Annotated in this window: 22 protein-coding genes and 1 pseudogene; 16 read left to right on the top strand and 7 right to left on the bottom strand. The window is 71.1% G+C overall.

Annotated features, from left to right (window positions below; all coding sequences use genetic code 11):
• Positions 1–121: 121 nt before the first annotated feature.
• The 11 genes and pseudogenes from OG700_RS27960 (at position 122) to OG700_RS28010 (ending at position 11879) form a co-directional block, all read left to right on the top strand.
• Positions 122–891, top strand: a pseudogene (locus OG700_RS27960) (GntR family transcriptional regulator).
• Between the two features lie 31 nt (positions 892–922).
• Complete coding sequence (locus OG700_RS27965; protein ID WP_405618243.1) at positions 923–1291, top strand: VOC family protein; 369 nt, start codon at positions 923–925, stop codon at positions 1289–1291.
• 23 nt (positions 1292–1314) lie between these two features.
• Positions 1315–1668 carry a cytidine deaminase gene (locus tag OG700_RS27970; protein ID WP_405618245.1) on the top strand — a complete coding sequence of 118 codons (354 nt, stop codon included), beginning with the start codon at positions 1315–1317 and terminating at the stop codon, positions 1666–1668.
• 71 nt (positions 1669–1739) lie between these two features.
• Positions 1740–2714, top strand: coding sequence for a GTPase Era (era, locus tag OG700_RS27975; protein ID WP_405618247.1), 975 nt, complete (start codon positions 1740–1742; stop codon positions 2712–2714).
• Positions 2715–3074: 360 nt separating this feature from the next.
• Entirely contained in the window at positions 3075–4871 is a 1797-nt protein-coding gene (gene leuA, locus OG700_RS27980; RefSeq protein ID WP_405618249.1) for a 2-isopropylmalate synthase, read from the top strand.
• 150 nt (positions 4872–5021) lie between these two features.
• Positions 5022–5732 carry a TerB family tellurite resistance protein gene (locus OG700_RS27985; RefSeq protein WP_405618251.1) on the top strand — a complete coding sequence of 237 codons (711 nt, stop codon included), beginning with the start codon at positions 5022–5024 and terminating at the stop codon, positions 5730–5732.
• 174 nt (positions 5733–5906) lie between these two features.
• Positions 5907–8045 (top strand): MMPL family transporter, encoded by a 2139-nt coding sequence (locus OG700_RS27990; protein WP_405618253.1) that lies wholly within the window; start codon positions 5907–5909, stop codon positions 8043–8045.
• A 110-nt stretch (positions 8046–8155) separates the two neighbouring features.
• Positions 8156–9478: a sensor histidine kinase gene (locus OG700_RS27995; protein ID WP_405618255.1), complete on the top strand. Its 1323-nt coding sequence runs from the start codon at positions 8156–8158 to the stop codon at positions 9476–9478.
• Positions 9475–10170: a response regulator gene (locus OG700_RS28000; RefSeq protein ID WP_405618258.1), complete on the top strand. Its 696-nt coding sequence runs from the start codon at positions 9475–9477 to the stop codon at positions 10168–10170. The genes OG700_RS27995 and OG700_RS28000 overlap by 4 nt, the downstream gene beginning before the upstream one ends.
• A 66-nt stretch (positions 10171–10236) precedes the next feature.
• A complete protein-coding gene (gene recO / locus OG700_RS28005) occupies positions 10237–10986 on the top strand; it encodes a DNA repair protein RecO (protein WP_382567880.1) in 750 nt (249 codons plus the stop codon).
• Positions 10987–11024: 38 nt separating this feature from the next.
• Positions 11025–11879, top strand: a complete 855-nt coding sequence (locus tag OG700_RS28010; protein ID WP_405618260.1) for an isoprenyl transferase — start codon at positions 11025–11027, stop codon at positions 11877–11879.
• A gap of 97 nt (positions 11880–11976) precedes the next feature.
• Here the strand turns inward: OG700_RS28010 and OG700_RS28015 are convergent, their stop codons facing one another.
• From OG700_RS28015 to OG700_RS28030, 4 genes are all read right to left on the bottom strand, one after another.
• A complete protein-coding gene (locus tag OG700_RS28015; RefSeq protein ID WP_405618262.1) occupies positions 11977–12471 on the bottom strand; it encodes a Fur family transcriptional regulator in 495 nt (164 codons plus the stop codon).
• A 61-nt stretch (positions 12472–12532) separates the two neighbouring features.
• Positions 12533–13462, bottom strand: coding sequence for a metal ABC transporter permease (locus OG700_RS28020; protein WP_405618264.1), 930 nt, complete (start codon positions 13460–13462; stop codon positions 12533–12535).
• A 2-nt stretch (positions 13463–13464) separates the two neighbouring features.
• Positions 13465–14238 carry a metal ABC transporter ATP-binding protein gene (locus OG700_RS28025; protein WP_405622025.1) on the bottom strand — a complete coding sequence of 258 codons (774 nt, stop codon included), beginning with the start codon at positions 14236–14238 and terminating at the stop codon, positions 13465–13467.
• A gap of 110 nt (positions 14239–14348) precedes the next feature.
• Positions 14349–15347: a metal ABC transporter substrate-binding protein gene (locus tag OG700_RS28030; RefSeq protein ID WP_405618266.1), complete on the bottom strand. Its 999-nt coding sequence runs from the start codon at positions 15345–15347 to the stop codon at positions 14349–14351.
• 141 nt (positions 15348–15488) lie between these two features.
• Between OG700_RS28030 and OG700_RS28035 the strand changes: the two genes are divergently transcribed.
• From OG700_RS28035 to OG700_RS28045, 3 genes are all read left to right on the top strand, one after another.
• Complete coding sequence (locus OG700_RS28035; protein ID WP_405618268.1) at positions 15489–16871, top strand: glycine--tRNA ligase; 1383 nt, start codon at positions 15489–15491, stop codon at positions 16869–16871.
• A 108-nt stretch (positions 16872–16979) separates the two neighbouring features.
• Positions 16980–17195, top strand: a complete 216-nt coding sequence (locus OG700_RS28040) for a hypothetical protein (RefSeq protein WP_405618270.1) — start codon at positions 16980–16982, stop codon at positions 17193–17195.
• 187 nt (positions 17196–17382) lie between these two features.
• Positions 17383–17628, top strand: a complete 246-nt coding sequence (locus OG700_RS28045) for a DUF6243 family protein (protein WP_405618272.1) — start codon at positions 17383–17385, stop codon at positions 17626–17628.
• A 116-nt stretch (positions 17629–17744) separates the two neighbouring features.
• Here OG700_RS28045 and OG700_RS28050 read toward each other — a convergent pair whose 3' ends face one another.
• Entirely contained in the window at positions 17745–19169 is a 1425-nt protein-coding gene (locus OG700_RS28050) for an MFS transporter (RefSeq protein WP_405622027.1), read from the bottom strand.
• Between the two features lie 118 nt (positions 19170–19287).
• Between OG700_RS28050 and dusB the strand changes: the two genes are divergently transcribed.
• Complete coding sequence (gene dusB / locus OG700_RS28055; RefSeq protein ID WP_405618275.1) at positions 19288–20478, top strand: tRNA dihydrouridine synthase DusB; 1191 nt, start codon at positions 19288–19290, stop codon at positions 20476–20478.
• 39 nt (positions 20479–20517) lie between these two features.
• The gene (locus tag OG700_RS28060; protein ID WP_405618277.1) at positions 20518–21612 is read left to right on the top strand and encodes a hypothetical protein; all 1095 of its coding nucleotides are present in this window, start codon (positions 20518–20520) and stop codon (positions 21610–21612) included.
• 7 nt (positions 21613–21619) lie between these two features.
• Here OG700_RS28060 and OG700_RS28065 read toward each other — a convergent pair whose 3' ends face one another.
• Together OG700_RS28065 and OG700_RS28070 are read right to left on the bottom strand one after the other, a co-directional pair.
• Positions 21620–22873 carry an alpha/beta hydrolase family protein gene (locus OG700_RS28065; RefSeq protein WP_405618279.1) on the bottom strand — a complete coding sequence of 418 codons (1254 nt, stop codon included), beginning with the start codon at positions 22871–22873 and terminating at the stop codon, positions 21620–21622.
• A 107-nt stretch (positions 22874–22980) separates the two neighbouring features.
• Positions 22981–23649 (bottom strand): response regulator, encoded by a 669-nt coding sequence (locus tag OG700_RS28070; protein ID WP_405618281.1) that lies wholly within the window; start codon positions 23647–23649, stop codon positions 22981–22983.
• Positions 23650–23661 lie beyond the last annotated feature (12 nt).

A 23661-nucleotide genomic window follows, 5' to 3' on the forward strand; every position in this document is an offset into this window, starting at 1 on the left:
CCAAGGGGCGCGCTGCGTGCGCCGACGGCCCTCCACGGAGCGCGTCGAGGTCGAGGTCGAGGTCGGTGGTTCCGCCCAGCCGCGCGAGTGACTGCCCGGCGCGGATCCAACGGATTCGGGGATCGCCGAAGCCCACGCCCGCCGCGTCCCAGGGGACGGGAACCGGTCGCCCCGGACGGTAGAGGGCTCCTCGCACTCCGACGAGGTCGAACGAGTGCGCCCGCAGGACCGTGCACCGTCGACGCAGATGCGGGCAGACCTGGGCAGACTTCACGGCGCAGGGCGAGCGGACCGGCGGCTGGGCTGTGATGAGTTCATCGAACTCCGCCCCGGAGCTGCCAGGTTCGTCGGGGCTCTCGCCCAGCATCCACAGCACGCCGTCGCCGGTCGGGTGTCGGGTGAGGGGTGGGGCGCCGGGCGGTCGATCTGGGCGGCGGACGTCCAGGACCGCGACCTCGTCGTCGATCGGATCGCCGTGACCGAGGAGCCCGCCCCGGAACGGGTCGCCCACGTGCTGGACCTCGCGCCGGGCGACGCCGTGTGCGTACGGAGTCGGCGCTTCGTCCTGGACGGGAAGCCGGTGCTGCTGGCCGTGAGCCACCTGCCCGCCGCCCTCGTCGCGGGGTCCGCGATCACGCGGGAGGACACCGGGGCCGGTGGCATTTACGCGCGCCTCGCCGAACTCGGCCACGAACCCGCGCACTTCAGGGAGGAAGTCCGCTCGCGGATGCCGTCCCAGGACGAGTCGCGCGGCGGCTGGCCCTGTCCGCCGGGACGCCCGTCATGCTGGTCTGCCGCACGGCGTTCACCGCCGACGGGCGGGCGGTCGAGGTCAACGAGATGATTCTCGACTCGGCGTCGTACATCCTGGAGTACGACTTCGACGCGTAGCGGCCCCGACCGACGGAAGGACGATCGACCAGTGATCGGCAAACTGCAGTGTGTGGTGCTGGACTGCCCCGAACCGGAGGAACTCGCGCGGTTCTACCAGGCGCTCCTCGGCGGCGCCGTGAATCAGCCCGCCCCTCCGTGGGCCGTGGACGACGACTTCGCGACCCTGCACACCGGTGACGGTCTCGTCCTGGCGTTTCAGCGGGTGGCGGGGTACCGGGCGCCGCGGTGGCCGGACGCCGAGTATCCGCAGCAGTTCCATCTGGATCTCGATGTCGAGGACATCGACCGGGCACAGGAGCAAGTCCTCGGTCTCGGTGCCGTGTTGCTCCGTGTCGAACCCGCCGGGTGGCGGGTTTTCGCGGATCCGGCGGGGCATCCCTTCTGTCTGCTCGGCTGAGCCGGCTCTCTATGCTCGGGTCCATGACGCAGAGCACCGACCTCGATCCCGAGGACCGCAAGATCATCACGTTGGCCCGCAGTGTCCGCGCCCGCAACGGGGTGCCCGAGGGGGCCGCCGTGCGGGACGACACCGGGCGGACGTATGCCGCCGGGACCGTGGCGCTCGACTCCCTCAGGCTCAGCGCGCTGCGGACCGCTGTCGCGATGGCCGTCGCGAGCGGCGCGACCTCGTTGGAGGCCGCCGCCGTCGTCAGCGAGGCGGGGGTCGTGAGTGACGAGGACCGGGCCGCCGTACGAGACCTCGGGGGCGCCGGGACGCCCGTGCTGGTGGCCGCTCCCGACGGGACCGTGCGGCTGACCGTCACCGCCGGCTGAGGCATCCGGAGGGGCCCTCTGCGGCTGTCGCGGGGGCCGACTGGTCGGCGGGGGCGGGGCGATCGGGGAGAATGGGCGGCATGAGCGCTCGTACCCCTTCGTCTCCCGAGACTTCCGCCGAACCGACCGGAGCCCCCCACCGGGCCGGTTTCGCCTGTTTCGTCGGTCGCCCCAACGCGGGTAAGTCCACCCTCACGAACGCTCTGGTCGGCCAGAAGGTGGCGATCACCTCCAGCCGGCCGCAGACCACGCGCCACACGGTGCGCGGCATCGTGCACCGGCCCGAGGCGCAGCTGATCCTGGTCGACACCCCTGGTCTGCACAAGCCGCGCACGCTGCTCGGGGAGCGGCTGAACGACGTCGTACGGACCACCTGGTCCGAGGTCGACGTCATCGGTTTCTGCGTGCCCGCCGACCAGAAGCTCGGCCCCGGTGACCGCTTCATCGCCAAGGAGCTGGCCGGGATCCGCAAGACGCCGAAGGTCGCGCTCGTCACCAAGACCGACCTCGTCGACTCCCGCGTCCTGGCGGAGCAGCTCATCGCGATCGACCAGCTCGGCAAGGAGCTGGGCTTCGAGTGGGCGGAGATCGTCCCTGTCTCGGCCGTCAGTGGCGACCAGGTCGAGCTGGTCGCCGATCTGCTGGTCCCGCTGCTGCCCGAGAGCCCGCCGCTCTACCCGGAGGGCGACCTCACCGACGAGCCCGAGATGGTCATGGTGGCCGAGCTGATCCGTGAGGCCGCGCTCGAAGGCGTACGGGACGAGCTGCCGCACTCGATCGCTGTCGTGGTCGAGGAGATGCTGCCGCGCGAGGACCGGCCGGCGGACAAGCCGCTGCTGGACATCCACGCGAACGTCTACATCGAGCGGCCGAGCCAGAAGGGGATCATCATCGGCCCCAAGGGCAAGCGGCTCAAGGAGGTCGGGACGAAGTCCCGCAAGCACATCGAGGCCCTGCTGGGCACCCCGGTCTTCCTGGATCTGCACGTCAAGGTCGCGAAGGACTGGCAGCGCGATCCGAAGCAGCTGCGCAAGCTCGGATTCTGAGCGGGACCGGCGCAGCCGCTCGAAGCCGGGGAGGCCCCCGGGGCCGAGCCGTGCGAGTGCGGCAGACAGGAAAGTCCCGGTGCGGCTGCGCAAGCTCGGGTTCTGAGGCGCGCAGCCCCCGGGGTCGGGGGTTTTGAGGGGATTTGACCCGCGCCCCCGGTGATCCCGCATACTGATACGGCCCCGCGAGGACCGCGCGGCTCCGTTAGGCTGCGGCACATCATGCGTTTCGGGCTGCTTCTCCTTAGCTGCCGCGGCGAGGGTCCGTAGTCGTAGGCCGACCCCCTCCCCGCGGAGTCTGGTGATGCGGTTTACCCGCCCCGTCGGCCGTCCCAGCGGACACACGAGGAGCCCCACGCAATGTCTGAGCGCATGCCCGACCCCGCGGTGAGCGGATCGGCCGTCGGCCGTCCCACCCCCGTCACCAACGCGACGCACACCCAGAAGCCGTCCGGGATGCCGATCCACAAGTACGGCCGCTACGAGGCCGTGGACATCCCCGACCGCACGTGGCCGGACAACCGCGTCACCCAGGCGCCCCGCTGGCTCTCCACCGATCTGCGTGACGGCAACCAGGCCCTGATCGACCCCATGTCGCCCGCCCGCAAGCGCGAGATGTTCGATCTGCTGGTGCGTATGGGCTACAAGGAGATCGAGGTCGGTTTCCCGTCGTCCGGCGAGACCGACTTCGCCTTCGTGCGGTCGATCATCGAAGAGGGCGCCATCCCCGAGGACGTGACCATCTCCGTCCTCACCCAGGCCAGGGAAGAGCTGATCGAGCGCACCGTCCAGTCGCTCGTCGGCGCCCACCGCGCCACCGTCCACCTGTACAACGCCACCGCCCCCACCTTCCGCCGCGTCGTCTTCCGCGGCACCCGTGAGCAGGTCAGGCAGATCGCCGTGGACGGTACGCGGCTGGTCTCCGAGTACGCGGAGAAGATCCTGGGCCCGGAGACCGTCTTCGGCTACCAGTACAGCCCGGAGATCTTCACCGACACCGAGCTGGACTTCGCCCTGGAGGTCTGCGAGGGCGTCATGGACGTCTGGCAGCCCGAGGAGGGCCGCGAGATCATCCTCAACCTGCCGGCCACGGTCGAGCGGTCCACGCCGTCCACGCACGCCGACCGCTTCGAGTGGATGTCGCGGAACCTGTCCCGCCGCGAGCACGTGTGTCTCTCCGTCCACCCGCACAACGACCGCGGCACCGCCGTCGCCGCCGCCGAGCTGGCGCTCATGGCCGGGGCCGACCGGATCGAGGGCTGTCTGTTCGGCCAGGGCGAGCGCACCGGCAACGTCGACCTGGTGACCCTGGGCATGAACCTGTTCTCCCAAGGCGTCGACCCGCAGATCGACTTCTCGCAGATCGACGAGATCCGCCGCACCAGCGAGTACTGCAACCAGATGGAGATCCACCCGCGTCACCCCTACGCGGGCGACCTCGTGTACACCGCCTTCTCCGGCTCCCACCAGGACGCCATCAAGAAGGGCTTCGACGCCATGGAGGCCGACGCCGCCGCCCGGGGCGTGACGGTCGACGACATCGAGTGGGCCGTGCCGTACCTGCCGATCGATCCCAAGGACGTGGGCCGTTCGTACGAGGCGGTCATCCGGGTCAACTCGCAGTCCGGCAAGGGCGGCATCGCCTACGTACTGAAGAACGACCACAAGCTGGACCTGCCGCGCCGGATGCAGATCGAGTTCTCGCGGATCATCCAGGCGAAGACCGACACCGAGGGCGGCGAGGTCACCCCCAAGGCGATCTGGTCGGCCTTCGAGGACGAGTACCTGCCCAGCCCGGGCGACGCCGACGCCCGTTGGGGACGGCTCCAGCTGCGTTCCGGGCAGACCACGACCGACAATGACGGCACGGACACCCTGACCGTCGAAGCCGTCGTGGACGGCGAGGACACCGTGCTCACCGGCTCCGGCAACGGGCCGATTTCGGCCTTCTTCGCCGCGCTGGCCGCCGTCGGGGTCGACGCCCGGCTGCTGGACTACTCGGAACACACCATGAGCGAGGGCGCGAGCGCGCAGGCCGCCTCGTACATCGAGTGCGCGATCGACGGAAAGGTGCTGTGGGGTATCGGTATTGACGCCAACACCACCCGCGCCTCGCTGAAGGCCGTTGTCTCCGCGGTGAACCGCGCAACGCGCTGACCTGAGCGTTTACCACCCGGCCCGGAGCCCTGTCCACCGATCGCGGTGGGCGGGGTTCGGCCATGTCGTGGCGACCTGACGCCGAGGTAATGACGCCGCATCGTCACTGTGGTTAACATCACGTCAATGCGGCAAAGTTGCCGAAGCGTTATGGAGGTGCGCGACGTGCTGTCAGACCAGGCATCGAACGGCAGGAAACTGCGCATCTGCGGCATTCACACCGCGTGGAACACCATCGGGGACGGGGAGTTCTTCTGCCCCGACTGCGGAGGCGACCGCAACTACCGCCGGCGCACCGGCCGTCGACGCTTCGCCGTGCTCGGAGTGCCGCTGGTGCCGCGCGGCCCGGCCGGCCCCGTCATCGAATGCGCCGCCTGCCACGGCCACTTCGGCACCGACATCCTCGACCACCCCACCACCGTCCGCTTCTCGGCGATGCTCCGCGACGCCGTGCACACGGTCGCGCTCGCCGTCCTCGCCGCGGGCGGCACATCCGCGCGTACGGTCCGGGAGACCGCCGTCTCCGCGGTCAGGGCGGCCGGGATAGAGGACTGCACCGAGGAGCAGCTCACGGAGCTGGTGGAGGCGCTGGCCGCCGACACGGGGCGGTTCCTGATCGACCCGGGGCCCTGCGGGGCGGCGCTCGCCATCGAGCTGCACGAGGCGCTGGAGCCGCTGGCCCCGCATCTCGCCGCGGCCGGGCGGGAGTCGATCCTGCTCCAGGGCGCCCGGATCGCCCTCGCCGACGGGCCGTACAGCGCGGCGGAGCGCGACGTGCTGTCCACCGTCGGCGGCGCGTTGCAGCTGTGCGCCGACGACACGGCGCGGCTGCTCGAATCGGCCCGTACGCCGTCCTCCTGAGCCCCCGTTCCGCTCGCCCGTGTACGTCGCCCGCGTACTCCCCCGGGAGTAGCCGCGCGCCCCTGTCACCTGGCGTAGTAACCCCCATCTCGCTCTCACGCGCGACGAATCCGCCCCTTCCCGGCCCGAGGCTGAGACCAGACTCTGACCGGCTGTGCAGAAGGGGGGCCCGCGATGGGGCCCGAGAACAAACGCAGACGTCTGCTGCCCTGGGCGGTGGTCGGGCTGTGGGTGATCGTGATCGCCGTGGCCGCCATGTTCGCCGGGAAGCTCGGCGGCGTACAGCGTGACGAGGCCGTCGACTACCTCCCGGCGAGCGCCGACTCCACCCAGGTGGAGAAGGTCCGCCAGGAGCTGCCCGGCGGTGAGACGACCGACCTGATCGTCGTCTACCACCGCGACGGCGGACTCACGGCCGCCGACCGGACGACCGCCGGGGAGCAGCTGACACGGATCGCGGCCGAGCAGAAGCTCACCGCCCCGCCCAAGGGCATCCCGTCGAAGGACGGCACGACCCTGATGTACCCGATCGCGAGCGCCGCCCCCGAGGGGCCGGGCGTCGACAAGGAGGCAGCGCAGAAGGCCTTCGTCGAGGACGTACGCGCCGTCGCCACGACCGACGGCGGCGGGGGCGGAAGCGGTGGGCTCGACATCGAGGTGGGCGGGGCCGGCGCGCTCATGGCCGACATGGAGACCGTCTTCGAGTCCATCGACGGCACCCTGATGATCGCGACCGTGCTGGTCGTCGCCTTTCTGCTGATCATCACCTACCGCAGCCCGTTCCTGTGGATCGTGCCGCTGTTCGTCGTCGGCGCCGCCGCCGTCAGCTCCATGGCGGTCGTCTACGGGCTGGTGCAGGCCTTCGACGTGGTCGTGACCAGCCAGAGCGCGGCCATCATGACGGTGCTCGTGTTCGGCGCGGGCACCGACTACGCGCTGCTGCTCGTCGCCCGCTACCGCGAGGAGTTGCGCCGCGTACCCCACCCGTACGACGCCATGCGCACCGCGCTGCGCAGCTGCGGCCCCGCCGTCCTCGCCTCCTCCGGCACCGTCGCGGCCGGCCTGCTGTGCCTCATGGCCGCCGACCTCAACAGCAGCCGGGGCATGGGACCGATCGCCGCCGTCGGCGTCGTGTGCGCGCTCATCGCGATGCTCACGCTGCTCCCCGCCGTCCTGGTGCTCCTCGGCCGCCGCGTCTTCTGGCCGCTGATCCCTGCCTACGGCAGTGAGGTCAAGCAGCGCCGCTCCTTCTTCGCCGCCATGGGCACGTCGGCCGCCCGCCGGCCGGTCGCCGTGCTCGGCACCGGTCTGGTGCTGCTCGGCGCCCTCGCCCTCGGCGTGCTGAACCTGCCCGGCGCGCTCAAGCAGGAGGACAGCTTCGTCGACCGGCCCGAGTCCGTCACCGCCATGGCACGCCTGACCGACGCCTACCCGGAGCAGAGCGCCCAGCCCATCAGCGTCATGGCGCCGACCGGTGGGGCCGACACGGCGCTCGACACCGCCCGTACGGACCCCGGCGTCGCCGATGCCGAACGGGGCCGCAGCGGCGGCGGCTGGACCGAGATCGCCGTCTTCGCGAAGGACGCGCCCGAGTCGGCGAGGGAGACCGCCACCATCGAGCGGCTGCGGTCCGCCCTCGGCGACGAGACGTACGTCGGCGGGCCCAGCGCGCAGCAGCTCGACCTCGCCGACACCAACGCGAGCGACCAGCTGTACGTGATCCCGCTCGTCGTCCTCGCCGTCCTGCTGATCCTCGTCGCCCTGCTGCGCAGCCTCGTCGCACCGCTGATACTGGTGGTCGCCGTCGTGGTCGTGTGGGGTGCGGCGATGGGCATCGGCGGGCTGGTCTTCGAGCCGCTGCTGGGCTTCGCCGGGGTCGATCCGGGGCTTCCGCTGCTCTCGTTCGTCTTCCTGGTCGCCCTCGGCGTCGACTACGGCATCTTCCTGATGCACCGGATGCGGGAAGAGGCCCTGAAGGGGGCCGAGCCGAAAGAGGCCGCGCTGAGCGCGCTGCGCAGCACGGGCGGCGTGATCGCCTCGGCCGGTGTCGTACTCGCCGCGACGTTCGGTGTCCTGGCCTCCCTGCCGCTGGTGGTGCTCGCCGAGATGGGCATCCTCGTCGCCGTGGGCGTCCTGCTGGACACCTTCCTGGTGCGTACGTATCTGGTGACGAGCGCGAGCGTGCTGCTCGGCCGCAAGGTCTGGTGGCCGGGAGCGCTGTCCGAGCGGCCGGCCGCGCCGCCGCCCGCCGGGGAGCGGGGCGGCGGTGAACACGGCGACCGCGAGCGGGAGTCGGTCGGCACCGGCGTCTGAGCGGCCGTGAGTCTCCGGTGCGGTACGGCTCCGAGGGGGAGGGAGCCGTACCGCACCGGGCGCCGCCCACGGGCCTACCGTGCCGGGGCGCGACAAGAGAGGATGGACCCGTGTCAGAGACCTCCGGCAGAGGACCGCGCGCCGAACGCGTCTTCGCGGTGCTCAACCGCGACCCGCTCGACGCACCGCACCCACTGCGCACGGACCTGGTGGTCACCGCGGTCGTCGGCGCGCTGGGCATGCTGCTCGGCCTGGCCGGGCCCGGCTCCGGCAGGTCCCTCGACGTCCTCGGCTGGGCGCTGTTCGCCGCCGTCGCCGGGTGCCTGGTGTGGCGGCGGCGCCACCCGGTGGCCGTCCTGCTGGTGATGGTGCCCCTCGTCGCCACGTACCACGTACTGGACTACTCGCACGCCGCGACCACCCCGGCCACGATGGTCGCCCTCTACACCGTCGCCGTCACCGGCCCGCCGCTGCGCGCCGCGCTGCTCGGTGTCGGCATCGTCTGTCTCACGCTCGCGGTGATGTTCTTCGTCAACGTCGACCAGGGCCTGGAGATGCTCCGCACGTCCGGCTGGATCATCGCGGTCGTCGTCATCGGCATGGACGTACGGGTCTACCGCAAGTACATCGCGGCGGTCGTGGAACGCGCCGAACGCGCCGAACGGACCCGGGAGGAGGAGGCCGCCCGGCGCGTCGCCGAGGAGCGCCTGCGGATCGCCCGGGACCTGCACGACCTGCTGGCCCACAGCATCACGCTCATCGGCGTACAGACGTCGGTGGCGTCGCACGTCCTGACCGTCGACCCCGACCGGCTGGACCGGGCCGCGATCACGCAGGCGCTCGACGGCATCTCGGACACCTGCCGCGAGGCACGCTCCGAACTGCGCACCACGCTGGAGGTGCTGCGCGCCGCCGGGACGGCCGAGGGCGATGAGGGCACCTGGGGCGCCCTGCCCGATCTGTCCGCGCTGTCCGGCCTGGTGGAGGCCGCGCGGACGGCGGGCGCGGAGACACAGCTCACGGTGCGGACGCGGGAGGTACGCGTACCGCCGGTGGCCGAGGCCGCCGCGTACCGGATCGTGCAGGAATCGCTCACCAACGCCGTACGGCACGCGGGCCCCGCCCCACGGGTGCGGGTGCTGGTGGAGACGTGCGACAACGCCCTGCACGTCACCGTGACCGACAACGGGGGCGCGCTCGGCGGCAAGGAGCCACCCGCCGAACCCGGCTACGGCATCGTCGGCATGCGTGAGCGGGCCCGCAGCGTGGGGGGCACGCTGGACGCGGGACCGTACGACGAGGGCTTCCGGGTGGTCGCGGTGCTGCCCCTGCGGGAGCACGGCGAACGGGCCGTGGAGGCGGCACCGGCCGACGCCGGGCCACCGGCCGGCGACGCGGTCGAGCCGGGCGGCCGGCGGGAGTCCGTCGCATGATCCGTGTCCTGCTCGCCGACGACCAGCGCCTCGTCAGGGCGGCCTTCGCGATGCTCGTCGAGTCCGCCGCCGACATGGAGGTCGTGGGCCAGGCCGGCACCGGCCGGGAAGCCGTCGAACTGGTCCGCTCCGCACGGGCCGACCTCGTCGTCATGGACATCCGGATGCCCGACATGGACGGCATCGAGGCGACCCGGCTGATCGCCGCCGCCGACGACCTCACGGGCGTCAAGGTGCTGGTCCTCACCACGTACGACACCGACGACCACGTCGTGGAGGCGCTGCGCGCCGGCGCGTCCGGCTTCCTCGTGAAGGACACCAGACCGGCCGAACTCCTCACCGCCATCAGGACGGTGGCGGCCGGCGACTCGCTGCTCTCCCCGGGCCCCACGGCGCGGCTGATCGCCCGCGTGCTGAGCGCGCGCAGCCGTGTCCCGGACACCTCGCCGGCCGTCGGCCCCGACTGTCTGTCGGCCCGCGAACGGCAGGTGCTCGCCCTCGTCGCACGCGGCCTCACCAACACGGAGATCGCGGAGTCGCTCGACCTCAGCCCGCTGACCGCCAAGACGCATGTGAGCCGCATCATGGGCAAGCTGTGCGCGCGGGACCGGGCCCAACTGGTGATCATCGCTTACGAGTCGGGGCTGGTGACCCCGGGTGACGTCCGGATCACGGCGCCGGACGGCGGCTGATCGAGGCCGACCCGAATACCGGGGCGCCAGCCCCGCGCACCTTCCCGGTGCGGGAGAATGGCGCGCATGAGCCTGTTCCGCGACGACGGCATCGTGCTGCGCACCCAGAAGCTGGGTGAGGCGGACCGCATCATCACGTTCCTCACCCGTGGCCACGGGCGGGTCCGGGCCGTGGCGCGCGGAGTGCGCCGTACGAAGTCCAAGTTCGGCGCCAGGCTCGAACCGTTCTCCCATGTCGACGTGCAGTTCTTCGCACGCGGCAGCGAACTCGTCGGACGCGGACTGCCGCTCTGTACGCAGAGCGAGACCATCGCCCCGTACGGCGGCGCCATCGTCACCGACTACCCTCGCTACACGGCCGGTACGGCCATGCTGGAGACCGCCGAGCGGTTCACCGACCACGAGGGCGAACCCGCGGTTCAGCAGTATCTGCTCCTCGTCGGCGGCCTGCGCACGCTCTCGCGCGGCGAGCACGCCCCGCATCTGATCCTGGACGCCTTCCTGCTGCGCTCCCTCGCGGTCAACGGGTACGCGCCGAGCTTCGACGACTGCGCGAAGTGCGGTCTCGACGGGCCGAACCGGTTCTTCTCGGTCGCGGCGGGTGGGGTCATATGCGGCGACTGCCGGGTGCCGGGCAGCGTCGTACCGTCGTCCGAGGCGGTCGGTCTCCTCAGCGCGCTGCTGACCGGGGACTGGGGGACGGCGGACGCGTGCGAGGCTCGTCATGTCCGGGAGGGCAGCGGGCTGGTGTCCGCGTATCTGCACTGGCATCTGGAGCGCGGTCTGCGCTCACTCAGATACGTAGAGAAGAACTAGTGAAGAACCAGCACGGAAAATCGAGGAGACACGAGCGCATGGCACGACGCGGAATCCTGGGCCGGCCCCGCCGCGAGTACAAGGTCCCCGAGCCGCACCCCTCCGGTGCGGTCCCGCCGAAGATCCCCGGCGAGCTGGTGCCCAAGCACGTCGCGTGCGTCATGGACGGCAACGGCCGCTGGGCCAAGGAGCGCGGTCTGCCGCGCACCGAGGGCCACAAGGTCGGCGAGGGCGTCGTGCTGGACGTGCTCAAGGGCTGCCTGGAGATGGGCGTCAAGAACCTCTCCCTGTTCGCCTTCTCCACCGAGAACTGGAAGCGCACGCCCGACGAGGTGCGCTTCCTGATGAACTTCAACCGCGATGTCATCCGCCGCCGCCGCGACGAGATGAACGAGCTGGGCATCCGGATCCGCTGGGTCGGCCGGATGCCCAAGATGTGGAAGTCGGTCGTCCAGGAGCTCCAGGTCGCGCAGGAGCAGACCGTCGACAACGACGCCATGACGCTCTACTTCTGCGTCAACTACGGGGGCCGCGCGGAGATCGCGGACGCGGCGCGGGCGCTCGCGGCGGACGTGGCGTCGGGAAAGCTCGACCCGTCCAAGGTCAACGAGAAGACCTTCGCCAAGTACCTGTACTACCCGGACATGCCGGACGTGGATCTCTTCCTGCGGCCGAGCGGCGAGCAGCGGACGTCCAACTACCTGATCTGGCAGAGCAGTTACGCCGAGATGGTCTTCCAGGACGTGCTGTGGCCGGACTTCGACCGGCGGGACCTGTGGCGGGCCTGTCTGGAGTACGCGCACCGGGACCGCCGTTTCGGCGGGGCGCTGCCCAACCAGTCCGACAAGTCCGGTGAGTTGAGCGAGAAGAACCACGCGGGCGAGGGCGAGTAGGATCGGTCGTACGGGGGCGTACGGGGGAGACATACGGCGGGCGTACGGATTGGACGTACGGGGCGGGGCGGCCGGGACAGCCGGCGCCCCGCGCCGGTCAGCGGCCGGTGCCGGACCGGTCCCGACCGGCCGACGTACCGGCGCCCGTGCCCGCTCCGGGGCCGTTGCCCGCGGCGCACTCCGCGCAGGTGCCGAAGACCTCCACCGTGTGCGCCACGGCCACGAAGCCGTGCTCGGCCGCGATCGTCTCGGCCCACTGCTCGACGGCCGGACCCTCGACCTCGACGGCCTTGCCGCACACCCGGCACACCAGATGGTGGTGGTGATCACCGGTCGAGCAGCGTCGGTAGACGGACTCCCCGTCGTTCGTGCGCAGCACGTCGACATCGCCCGCGTCGGCGAGCGACTGGAGCGTGCGGTAGACCGTCGTCAGCCCGACCGAGTCGCCGCGGTGCTTCAGCATGTCGTGCAGCTCCTGCGCGCTGCGGAACTCGTCCACCTCGTCCAGCGCGGCGGCCACGGCGGCACGCTGCCGGGTCGATCGGCCGCGTACCGGGGCGGTGCTCGCCCCACCGCCAGGCGCAGTCGTCACGGATGCCTCCCATACATGTGCCCGGAATCGCTCATCTGTCGGGCCATTCTGCCAGCTCGCGTCAGGCCGTCGCCCCGTCCGACGGTCCGCGCATGGCGGGAACGGCGGGACCATCGGGAACGCCGACCGGGTCCGTCGCCTCCTGGACGTTTTCGCTCTCCGCCGACCTCAACGCCCGTGCCCGCCGTCTCGCCAGTGGCGTCGCGAGCACGGTCAGGACGAGGAAGACGCCGATGGCCAGCAACACAATTGTCGCTCCGGGCGGGACGTCCTGGTAGTACGAGGTGACCGTGCCGGCCAGCGTGACCGCCGTACCGATCGCCACCGCCAGGACGAAGGTGACGGCGAAGGACCGGGTGATCTGCTGCGCGGCGGCGACCGGCACCACCATCAGCGCGCTGACCAGCAGCAGGCCCACGACCCGCATCGCGACGGTGACGGTCACGGCGGCCGTGACGGCGACGAGCAGGTTGAGCGCGCGCACCGGCAGCCCGGTGACCCGCGCGAACTCCTCGTCCTGGCTGACGGCGAACAGCTGCCGCCGCAGCCCCACGGTGACCAGCACCACCAGGGCGGCCAGGATCCAGATCGCGTCCAGATCGGCCTCGGAGACCGTGGCGAGCGAGCCGAAGAGATACGAGCTGAGGTTGGCGTTGGAGCCGGTCGGCGAGAGGTTGATCAGCAGGACGCCGCCCGCCATACCGCCGTAGAAGAGCATGGCCAGCGCGATGTCGCCGCGCGTGCGCCCGTACGCCCGGATCAGCTCCATCGCGATGGAGCCGACGATCGCCACGGCCGTCGCCATCCACACGGGGCTGGTGGAGAGCAGGAAGCCCAGACCGACACCGGTCATGGCGACATGGCCGATGCCGTCGCCCATCAGGGCCTGGCGCCGCTGGACGAGGTAGATGCCGACGGCGGGCGCGATGACGCCGACCAGCACGGCCGCGATCAGGGCCCGCTGCATGAGGGCGGTCTCAAGGATTTCCATGATCAGGTCAGCAGTCCTGTACGGAGCGGCTCGCCGGCCGACGAGTGCGGATGGCAGCCTTGATTGGTCAAAGGATCGGGGTCATGGCCGGGCAGCGCGTGCTGGCCCACGGCCTTCGGCGGCGGCCCGTCGTGTGTCACACAGCCGTCGCGCAGCACCACCGCGCGGTCGATCAGCGGCTCCAGCGGGCCCAGTTCGTGCAGGACGAGCAGCACAGTCGTGCTGGCCGCCACCTGGTCACGCAGCGTGGCCGCCAGGATCTCCTGGCTGGCCAGGTCGACGCCCGCCATCGGCTCGTCCATGATCAGCAGTTCGGGTTCGGCGGCCAGGGCACGCGCGATGAGCACCCGCTGGTGCTGGCCGCCGGAGAGCGCGCCGACCGCGTCCTTCGCCCGGTCCGCGAGCCCGACCAGCTCGATGACGCGCTGGACGGCCGCCCGGTCGGCCTTGGAGGGCCAACGCAGCAGCCCGGAGCGGGAGAGCCGCCCGGACGCCACGACCTCGCGGACGGTCGCGGGCACGCCGCTCGCGGCCGTGGTGCGCTGCGGTACGTAGCCGACGCGCGCCCAGTCGTGGAAGCGCCGCAGCGGGGTGCCGAAGAGGGTCACCTCGCCGCCGGTGAGCGGGACTTGGCCGATCACGGAGCGTACGGCGGTGGACTTGCCGGAGCCGTTGGCGCCGAGCAGCGCGACGACCTCGCCGCGCCGCAGGGTGAGGTCGATGCCGCGCAGCACGGGGCGGGAGCCGAGCGTGGCGGTGGCGCCGCGCAGGGACAGGACGGTGGGGGTGCCGCTCTCGTCCCTGGCGTCCTGCCCGGTGGTCTGCCCGGTCTGCCCGGTCTGCGTCGTCGTCACGTCCCGTACCTCCGTTGCCGCTGTCGGCTGGTTCACTTCGCGCCGAGGGCTTTCTCCAGCGCGGCGAGGTTGGACTCCATGACCTCGACGTAGTCAGCGCCCTTGGACCTGTCGGTGATTCCCTCGACGGGGTCCAGGACGTCCGTCCGCAGACCGCTGTCGGCGGCGACGGTCTTCGCCGTCTTGTCGCTGACGAGCGTTTCGAAGAAGACCGTGCCGACCTTGTCCCTGTCCGCGACGGACCGCAGTTCCTTGATCCGGGCCGGGCTGGGCTCGGACTCGGGGGAGAGGCCCGAGATGGACTCCTGGGTGAGGCCGTAGCGCTCGGCGAGATAGCCGAAGGCCGAGTGCGTGGTGATGAAGGTCTTGGTGGCGGTGTCGGCGAGGCCCTGCTCGAAGGCGGTGTCGAGGGTGGTGAGGCGCTCGACCAGGGCGGTGGTGTTCTTGCGGTACGCGGCGGCGTTGTCCGGGTCGGCCTTCTCCAGCGAGGCGCCGACGCCCTTGGCGACCTCGGTGTACTTCACGGGGTCGAGCCAGATGTGCGGGTCGGTACCGGCCTCGCCCTCGCCCTCGTGCCCGTGATCCGCTTCGTGTTCGTGTCCGTCTTCCCCGTGGTCGTGTCCGTCTTCCGCGCCGTGCTTCTCCAGCGTGGTGAGGGAGGCGGCGTCGACGGTGTTCTTGACGCCGGCGGCGGTGATGGCCTCGTCGACGGCGGGCTGGATGCCCTTGAGGTAGAGGATGTAGTCGGCCTCGCCGAGCTGGGCGGCCTGCCGGGTCCCCAGCTCCAGTTCGTGCGGCTCGACGCCCGGCTTGGTGAGGGTGGAGACGTCGACGTGCGTCCCGCCTATCTCCTCGGCCAGGTACTGCATGGGGTAGAACGACGTGACGACCGCGAGCTTGCCGCCGCTCCTCCCGCCCGCGCCGCCCTCGCTGTCGGCCGCGTCGGAGGGGGAGCACGCGATCAGCGCGACCAGGCCGAGGGTGACGGATCCGGCGAGCGCGGCGGTGGGTATGAGGCGTCGTACGTTCATGACAGTCATTTTCAACAAAAGTGGAAACGATTGTCAACAAGGGGTGGTGAGAGCCACTGCGGGACACCGATTTGATACAGGGGGTGCGCCCGCCGCTAATCTGAAGCATTCGCCGTTCGTCGTCGTAATGAAGAGAGCACCGTGGCCGCCGACAAGATCGACAGCATCGTCAACCTGAGCAAGCGCCGTGGCTTCGTCTACCCGTGCAGCGAGATCTACGGCGGACAGCGTGCCGCCTGGGACTACGGGCCGCTCGGGGTCGAGCTGAAGGAGAACATCAAGCGCCAGTGGTGGCGTTACATGGTCACTTCGCGCGAGGACGTTGTCGGTCTCGACTCGTCGGTGATCCTGGCCCCCGAGGTCTGGGAGGCCTCGGGCCACGTCGCCACGTTCACCGACCCGCTCACCGAGTGCACCTCCTGCCACAAGCGTTTCCGCGCCGACCACTTGGAGGAGGCGTACGAGGAGAAGCACGGCAAGCCGCCGGTCAACGGCCTCAAGGACCTCAACTGCCCCAACTGTGGCAACAAGGGCACCTTCACCGAGCCCAAGTCCTTCTCCGGGCTGCTCTCCACGCACCTCGGCCCGACACAGGACTCCGGCTCGGTCGCGTATCTGCGCCCCGAGACCGCCCAGGGCATCTTCACCAACTTCGCCCAGGTGCAGGTGACATCGCGCAAGAAGCCGCCGTTCGGCATCGCGCAGATGGGCAAGTCCTTCCGTAACGAGATCACGCCCGGCAACTTCATCTTCCGCACACGTGAGTTCGAGCAGATGGAGATGGAATTCTTCGTCAAGCCCGGCGAGGACGAGACGTGGCAGGACTACTGGATGGAGCAGCGCTGGAACTGGTACCGGGACCTGGGCCTGCGCGAGGAGAACATGCGCTGGTTCGAGCACCCGAAGGAGAAGCTCTCCCACTACTCCAAGCGCACCGCCGACATCGAGTACCGCTTCAGCTTCGGCGGCTCGGAGTGGGGCGAGCTCGAAGGCGTCGCGAACCGCACGGACTTTGACCTCAACGCGCACTCCAAGGCGTCCGGCCACGACCTGTCGTACTTCGACCAGGAGGCCGGTGAGCGCTGGACGCCGTACGTCATCGAGCCCGCCGCCGGTGTCGGCCGCGCGATGCTGGCCTTCCTCCTCGACGCGTACAACGAGGACGAGGCGCCGAACGCGAAGGGCGTGCTGGAGAAGCGCGCCGTGATGCGCCTCGACCCGCGCCTGGCGCCGGTCAAGGTCGCGGTGCTGCCGCTGTCGCGGAACCCGCAGCTGTCGCCGAAGGCGAAGGGGCTCTCGGCGGACCTGCGGAAGAACTGGAACATCGAGTTCGACGACGCGGGCGCGATCGGCCGGCGTTACCGCAGGCAGGACGAGATCGGTACGCCGTTCTGCGTCACCGTCGACTTCGACACGCTCGACGACGACGCGGTGACGGTGCGCGAGCGCGACACCATGAAGCAGGAGCGCGTCTCGCTCAGCCAGATCCAGGGCTACCTGGGCGAGCGGCTGCTCGGCTGCTGATTCAAGGCCGCTGATTACGGTCGTGGCTCGAAGCCCCCGGTTCCGTGACGGAGCCGGGGGCTTCGTCGCACACTGCTCAGTGGCCGCATCCGTCTACAGGAGGCACCCATGCCGCCCACGACCAGCAGCAAGGTAAGCCGGTGGGACCAGCACGGTCGCGAGCATGTCGTCCATGTCCAAAAGGCGGGCATGCGGCGGGCGTTGACCTGCGACACCTGCGACTGGACCAAGGACGCCCAGTTCCTGCCGTGGCTCAAGGCGGAGGAACATCTGGCCGAGGCGCACCGGGCGACCGTGGACCCGACGGTGTCCGGCAGCGGCTGAGCAGCCCTCGCAGGTCGTCGGGGAGCGCGTCGGGGCCGGGAAAAATGAGGTGACGGGCGCCACCCGCCCGGTGGTAGCGTCTCTGGCATGTTCTTCCAGATCTACGAGTGAGAACGCGGCGGTCACGGTCCGCCTCTCACCAGACGAATCCGCAGATCACTTCGCCTTCACCAATTCGGGAGAACCCGTGGCAAAAAGCCGGAACAACCTTCTCGGCGTGGGCGGACAGCGAAAGAAGCTGTCCCGCGCCGATCAGCAGGGCAACGGCCCCGCCCGGAACGCCGACCGCAAGGTCGCCGAGGACAAGAAGCAGGAACTGGTGCGCAGGATGCGCGAGCGCGCGACCGGCACGGAGCCCGACGAGGCCACCACGGACGCGACGGACACCCCCGAGGCGAACGGCGTGACCGACGGGCCTGCCGCCCAGTCCTGACACACCGCTTCAGCGCGCCGACGGCCCGGACCACCTCGGTGGTCCGGGCCGTCGGTCGCCGCGTGGCCCGTCAGCCGGCCGGGGAGCGTAGTGCCGTTCGTCCGCCCGAGTGCGGTCTACGAGCCCGGTGCCGACGCCGGCTCCAGCCGTTCCGCGTTGCGGCGCGCCGTACCCCGCGCCCACTCCCCGCTGGTCAGCGCGCCGACCACCAGCACGCACACGCCGAGCCCGGTGATGATCCACCACGCGGGCCGGCTCGCGGCGGCGAAGGCCGACTCGTCGATGCCGCCGCGGTGCGTGGCCCCCGCCGCGCCCGCCGCCAGGACCGCGCCGATCACCGCGACGCCCAGCGTCTGCCCGATCTGTCTGCTGGTCGACGCGACGGCGGCGGCCACCCCCGACTGGGAGAGCGGCATCCCGGACACCGCCGTGTTGGTGATCGGGGCGTTCACCATGCCGAAGCCCGCGCCGAACAGCATGTATCCGATGAGCAGCAGCACCGTGTGCCGCTCCGCCTCGAAGCCCGCGAACAGCAGCCCGCTCGCCGCGATGGCCGTGCCCGCGAGCAGCAGCGGGAGGCGCGGCCCGCGCGAACCGACGAGCCTCCCCGACAACGGCGCGCAGACGAAGGCGAGCGCCGCCATCGGCAGAATGTAGAGACCGGCCTCCAGGGCGGAGAGGTCCCGGACGTTCTGGAGATAGAGCGTGTTCATGAACAGGAAGCCGCCGAGCGCGCCGAACGCGCACACCGCGATGACCGTCGCCCCGCTGAACGGCGCGCTGCGGAAGAAGCGCAGATCGATCAGCGGCTCCGGGCGCCTCGGCTCGTACAGCACCAGCCCGGCCAGCGAGCACACCGCGACCCCGAGGAAGCACAGGATCAGCGGCGACGTCCAACCGGCGGTCGGGGCCTCGATGATCGCGTACGTCAGCGCGCCGAGGGTGGCCATGACCAGCAGTTGGCCGACGGGGTCGGGGCGGCGCGGCTTCGCGGCGCGCGACTCGGGGACGTACCGCCAGGTGAGGATGAACGCCGTGATTCCGATCGGCACATTGATCAGGAAGATCGCGCGCCAGCCGACCGTCTCCACCAGGAGCCCGCCGATCAGCGGCCCGGCCGCCATCGAGATGCCCACGACCCCGCCCCAGATGCCGATCGCACGGGCGCGCTCACGCGGCTCGGTGAAGACGTTGGTGATGATCGACATGGCGACCGGGTTGAGCATCGAGCCGCCGACCGCCTGCACCATCCGGAACGCGACCAGCGATTCAAGATTCGGCGCGACCGAGCACAGCGCCGAGCCGAGGGTGAAGACCACCAGCCCGGTCTTGAAGACCCGCCGTCTGCCGATGCGGTCGGCCGTGGAGCCCGCGAGCATCAGCAGCGAGGCGATGACCAGGGTGTACGCGTCGATCGTCCACTGCATACCGGCGACCGTGGTGTGCAGATCCTTCTGCATCGACGGCAGCGCCACGTTGAGCACCGTGTTGTCGAGACTGACGATCAGCAGACTCATGCAGCACGTCCCCAGGATCACCATCCGCCTGCGGCGACCGCACTCCTCCACGGGCTCTTTCGACGGCTCCGGCGAGGGCTGGGGCTGGGGGGCTGGCATGGGGCGATGGTAGAGTCCGGCGCCCGGCGGCGCCTCCCCCGCCATGCGCGACAATGGACGGATGACCGCTCCGCTCGCCCCGTCTCCCGCCCCGGCCGCCGCACCGTCCAGCACGCTCGCGGTCGGCCCGTACCCCGTGCGCCCGCCCGTGGTGCTCGCGCCGATGGCCGGGATCACCAACGCTCCGTTCCGGACGCTGTGCCGGGAGTTCTCGGGCGGAAAGGGGCTGTTCGTCAGCGAGATGATCACCACGCGGGCGCTGGTCGAGCGCAACGAGAAGACGATGCAGCTCATCCGCTTCGACGCGACCGAGACACCGCGCTCGATCCAGCTGTACGGGGTGGACCCGGTCACCGTCGGCAAGGCCGTCCGCATGATCGCGGACGAGGGCCTGGCCGACCACATCGACCTGAACTTCGGCTGCCCCGTCCCCAAGGTCACCCGCAAGGGCGGCGGCTCGGCCCTCCCGTACAAGCGGCCCCTGCTGCGCGCGATCCTGCACGAGGCGGTGTCGAACGCCGGGGAGCTGCCGGTCACGATGAAGATGCGCAAGGGCATCGACGACGGCCACCTGACCTACCTGGACGCGGGCCGCATCGCCGTCGAAGAGGGTGTGACGGCGATCGCCCTGCACGGCAGGACGGCCGCCCAGCACTACGGCGGCACCGCTGACTGGGACGCCATCGCCCGGCTCAAGGAGCACGTCCCCGAGATCCCCGTCCTCGGCAACGGCGACATCTGGTCGGCGGACGACGCGCTGCGGATGGTCCGGGAGACCGGCTGTGACGGTGTGGTCGTGGGGCGCGGCTGCCTCGGCCGGCCGTGGATCTTCGGCGATCTGGTGGCGGCCTTCGAGGGTACGGGGGAGCTCGCCCGGCCCGCGCTGCGCGAGGTCGCCGGGGTGATGCGGCGGCACGCGGAGCTGCTGGGGGAGTGGATCGGCGACGAGGCGCGCGGGGTGATCGACTTCCGTAAGCACGTGGCCTGGTATCTGAAGGGCTTCTCGGTCGGTTCCGAAATGCGCAAGAAGCTCGCGATCACCTCGTCGCTCGCCGAACTGGACGCGCTGCTGGGTGAGTTGGACCTGGACCAGCCGTGGCCCGACGGTGCCGACGGACCGCGCGGGCGGACGTCGGGGAACAACCGGGTGGTCCTGCCGGACGGTTGGCTGAAGGACCCGTACGACTGCGCGGGTCTCGGCGCGGACGCGGAACTGGACACGTCGGGCGGCTGACGGGTCCGCCCATGGGGCGACGAGACGGGTGGGGGCGCTGTGGAGACACTGCTGTTCGGCGAAGTGCGCGTGGATTACGGGCAGATGTATGTGCTGAGCGATCCGGAGGGATGCACCGGGAGCGACCTCGGCGCGGCCTTCGCGGGACAGAAGGCGGGGCTGTGCGGGGGCGCCGTGCCCGGATCGCTCTTCCTGTTGACCGGGCTGCACACGGGCGAAGTCGGACTCACCGTCGAGCGGCACGACGAGCCGCCGCCGCTCGGTCCCCGGTGGGAGGAGGTGGTGGAAGTGTCGTTCCGACCGCTGTCGCCCGGGGCCCTGTTCGTGGAATGGGGAGGCGATTCCCGGGAGTTGGACCTCGAAGAGATCGACTACCGGGTCCGGTACAGCGCGCGGGGGATGGCCGAGGCGAGGGACCCTGACTCCTGGGAGTCCGAAGAGCCCGTGGACCACTACCTACTGCAGTTCTGGCCGTGCGATCGGGCGGCACCGGCCCGCATCGTGCGGCAGACCACCGGACACGCCGCCTACTGGCACACATGGGCAAGCAAGTTGCCGCCCCCGCCGACCCCCGAGGAGGTGGCGGAGGCGGCGCGTCTCGCCGAACTGGAGCGCGAGCGGGAGCGGGTCGACGCGGAGGCGCGCGCCTGGGGCGGCCGACTGCCGAGCGACCGACTGCGCGCCGTACGCGGCAATGTGTCGGGGATGGTCGAGCTCGACGTCCACCTCCTGCACGCGCTGGACGCGGCAGGCCCGGACGCCCAGCGCGCCGTGGCACGGCTGGCGGCGAACCGCGCCTGTACGGTGGCGGGCCTGGCGGAGCTGGACTGGGTCGCGCCCACCCTCGAAACCCTCGACCGGGGACGGGAGTTGGCGCCGCCGTTCGACGAGCCGGACCGGGTGTGGGAGTTGCTGTCCACGGACGAACGGGTGCCGCTGACGCTGGTGAACGTCCCCCGGAGCGGGACGGCCATCTCGCAGCCGCACCTGGCCGTCCCGGCGGTGTTCGCGGCGGCGGATCCGGACCCGCTCCAGGCGGCGGTGGACGCGCTGTTCGCCGCGGCGGCGACGTACGGCGACGACTACGGCACCCTGCTCGCCGAGGTCCGCTCCCTGCTCGAACGCCCCCGCTGACGTCGGCTCAAGGGTTCTGGAACGTGACCTCCGGGTCGGCCGCGGACGGTCCGTCCAGCAGCGGCTGGTGGACGGACCGTAGCGCCTGGTCGAAGAAGGCGCCCACGTACGCCGTGGTGATCGCGCCCGACCGGTCCCCGGGCAGTGGTGCCGACGGGTCGGTCATACCGAGCTGTCCGGCGAGGACCGGCAGGTCGGTAAAGGTGAAGTGGCCGGAGTCGCGCACCGTGAGCCAGCGCTTCCAGCCGTCGAGGCGCTGCCAGGCGGTGGGCCAGGTGGTGTCCTCGCCGGCGGGCGCGTGGCCGTCGAGTGTGCCGAGCATCAGGAAGGGGCGCCCGCCGAGGCCGGCGGCGGGTACCGGCCGGAAGAACGTGCCGTCCATGTTCACACCCGCGCGGATCCGGGGGTCGACGGCCATGGCGTGCGCCGAGGCGTTGCCGCCGAGCGAGTGGCCCGCCGCACCGACGCGTTTCGGGTCGATCATCGCCGCGTGCTTCCAGAAGGCGGGCTCTCCTGCCGCCGGGCGCCCGGTCAGTTCGTCCACGACGAAGGAGATGTCGGCCGCGCGGTCGGTGGCGGCCCTGGCCAGCCGCTTGCGCGACGCCTCGTCGCTCGGCGCGGCCTCGACGATGTCGCACGCCGTACAGGTGAGGGTGCGCCCGCCGGGGAAGCTGGTGCCGAACGATTCGTGCGCGTGGTCCAGCAGGGCCACGACGTAGCCGCGTGAGGCGAGTTCTTCCGAGAGGGTGGTGAGGGTGCCCCGCGTGAGGCTGAAGCCGGGGGAGAGCACCACCAGCGGGTGCGTGCCGCCGACGGGACGCGCACCGGCACGGGCGTTCGTGAGGGTGCCGGTGACCTGCTCGACGGCGACGGCACCGTCGAGCCGCCGGCCCTCCAGGAGCAGCCGGGCCTCTTCGGTGGTCAGGTAGGGGGCACGGGCGCCGGGGCCGCCGGCGCGGGCCGGGTAGTACATCGACACCATCAGCTCGCGGGCACCGGCCTTGGGTATCCATGGGTCACGGCGCTTCTGGTCGACCAGGTGACGGATGTCCCGCCCGACCGCGAACGGGCCAGTGGGGCGGGGGATTTGGAGGACGGTGGGTGTGGGCGCGGGTGCGGGTGCTGCCGTCGCGGTGGCCGAGGGTGGTGTCGCTCGGGCAGTCGCTTGGGCAGTCGCTTGGGCACCCGCCGACGCGGCGGCCGACAGCGGAAGTGCGAGAGTGAGGACAACGGCCGCTGTCCTGCGGTGAGTTCGGTTCATGGGCGAGAGCCTAGGAACGGAGCACAGCTCGCCGTACTGACGAAAGTCGCCCCTCGCCCCCGTCCTTCGGCACCAACTCCCTTGGTGGCCCGGTCGGTTACGACCGGCTACGGCGGCGGAACGAGCCCGGCCTCGTGCGCCACGATCGCCGCGGCCGCCCGGTTGCCCACGCCCAGCCGGGCCAGGATCGAGCTGACGTGCGCCTTCACCGTGCCCTCCACCACACGCAGACGGCGGGCGATCCGGGCGTTGGAGAGCCCGCTGCCCAGGCAGACCAGTACGTCCCGTTCCCGGTCGGTGAGCGCGTCGGTCCTGGCGCGGGCTGCGGCACGGCGGCCCGCCACGGCGCCCGCGCCGGTCGCCGCGAGATGGGCGACGACGCGGGCGGCGACCCTGGGCGACAGATACGCGGCGCCCTCGGCCACCGCGCGGACTCCGGCGATCAGCTCCTCCGGCTCTCCCGACTTGATCAGGAACCCGGCCGCGCCGCCGCCGAGCGCCTGGAGGATGTAGTCGTCCTCGCCGAACGTCGTCAGCATGATGACGTTCGTCTCCGGCACGGTGGCGCGGATCTCGGCGGCGGCCTCGATGCCGCCCAGACCCGGCATGCGGATGTCGAGGACCGCCACGGCCGGGCGGTGGCGCCGGGCCAGCTCCACGGCGTCGTGTCCGTCTCCGGCCTCGGCGACCACGTCCATGTCCGGGGACGTGGCCAGTACGGCGCGTACCCCGGCGCGGATCATCGGTTCGTCGTCGGCGATCAGTACACGGATCATCGTGAGCCCGTC

It is taken from the genome of Streptomyces sp. NBC_01508 (genome assembly GCF_045040315.1).
In the GTDB taxonomy this organism is placed as follows: domain Bacteria; phylum Actinomycetota; class Actinomycetes; order Streptomycetales; family Streptomycetaceae; genus Streptomyces.

Excerpts from the sequence above, each read along its gene's own strand:
- OG700_RS27970 (WP_405618245.1), top strand. The coding sequence starts at position 1,315 with ATGACGCAGAGCACCGACCTCGATCCCGAGGACCGCAAGATCATCACG.
- OG700_RS28000 (WP_405618258.1), top strand. The coding sequence starts at position 9,475 with ATGATCCGTGTCCTGCTCGCCGACGACCAGCGCCTCGTCAGGGCGGCC.
- OG700_RS28030 (WP_405618266.1), bottom strand. The coding sequence starts at position 15,347 with ATGAACGTACGACGCCTCATACCCACCGCCGCGCTCGCCGGATCCGTC.
- OG700_RS28020 (WP_405618264.1), bottom strand. The coding sequence starts at position 13,462 with ATGGAAATCCTTGAGACCGCCCTCATGCAGCGGGCCCTGATCGCGGCC.
- OG700_RS27990 (WP_405618253.1), top strand. The coding sequence starts at position 5,907 with ATGGGGCCCGAGAACAAACGCAGACGTCTGCTGCCCTGGGCGGTGGTC.
- OG700_RS28065 (WP_405618279.1), bottom strand. The coding sequence starts at position 22,873 with ATGAACCGAACTCACCGCAGGACAGCGGCCGTTGTCCTCACTCTCGCA.
- era (WP_405618247.1), top strand. The coding sequence starts at position 1,740 with ATGGGCGGCATGAGCGCTCGTACCCCTTCGTCTCCCGAGACTTCCGCC.
- OG700_RS28070 (WP_405618281.1), bottom strand. The coding sequence starts at position 23,649 with ATGATCCGTGTACTGATCGCCGACGACGAACCGATGATCCGCGCCGGG.
- leuA (WP_405618249.1), top strand. The coding sequence starts at position 3,075 with ATGTCTGAGCGCATGCCCGACCCCGCGGTGAGCGGATCGGCCGTCGGC.
- recO (WP_382567880.1), top strand. The coding sequence starts at position 10,237 with ATGAGCCTGTTCCGCGACGACGGCATCGTGCTGCGCACCCAGAAGCTG.
- dusB (WP_405618275.1), top strand. The coding sequence starts at position 19,288 with ATGCGCGACAATGGACGGATGACCGCTCCGCTCGCCCCGTCTCCCGCC.
- OG700_RS28050 (WP_405622027.1), bottom strand. The coding sequence starts at position 19,169 with ATGGTGATCCTGGGGACGTGCTGCATGAGTCTGCTGATCGTCAGTCTC.
- OG700_RS28040 (WP_405618270.1), top strand. The coding sequence starts at position 16,980 with ATGCCGCCCACGACCAGCAGCAAGGTAAGCCGGTGGGACCAGCACGGT.
- OG700_RS28010 (WP_405618260.1), top strand. The coding sequence starts at position 11,025 with ATGGCACGACGCGGAATCCTGGGCCGGCCCCGCCGCGAGTACAAGGTC.
- OG700_RS27985 (WP_405618251.1), top strand. The coding sequence starts at position 5,022 with ATGGAGGTGCGCGACGTGCTGTCAGACCAGGCATCGAACGGCAGGAAA.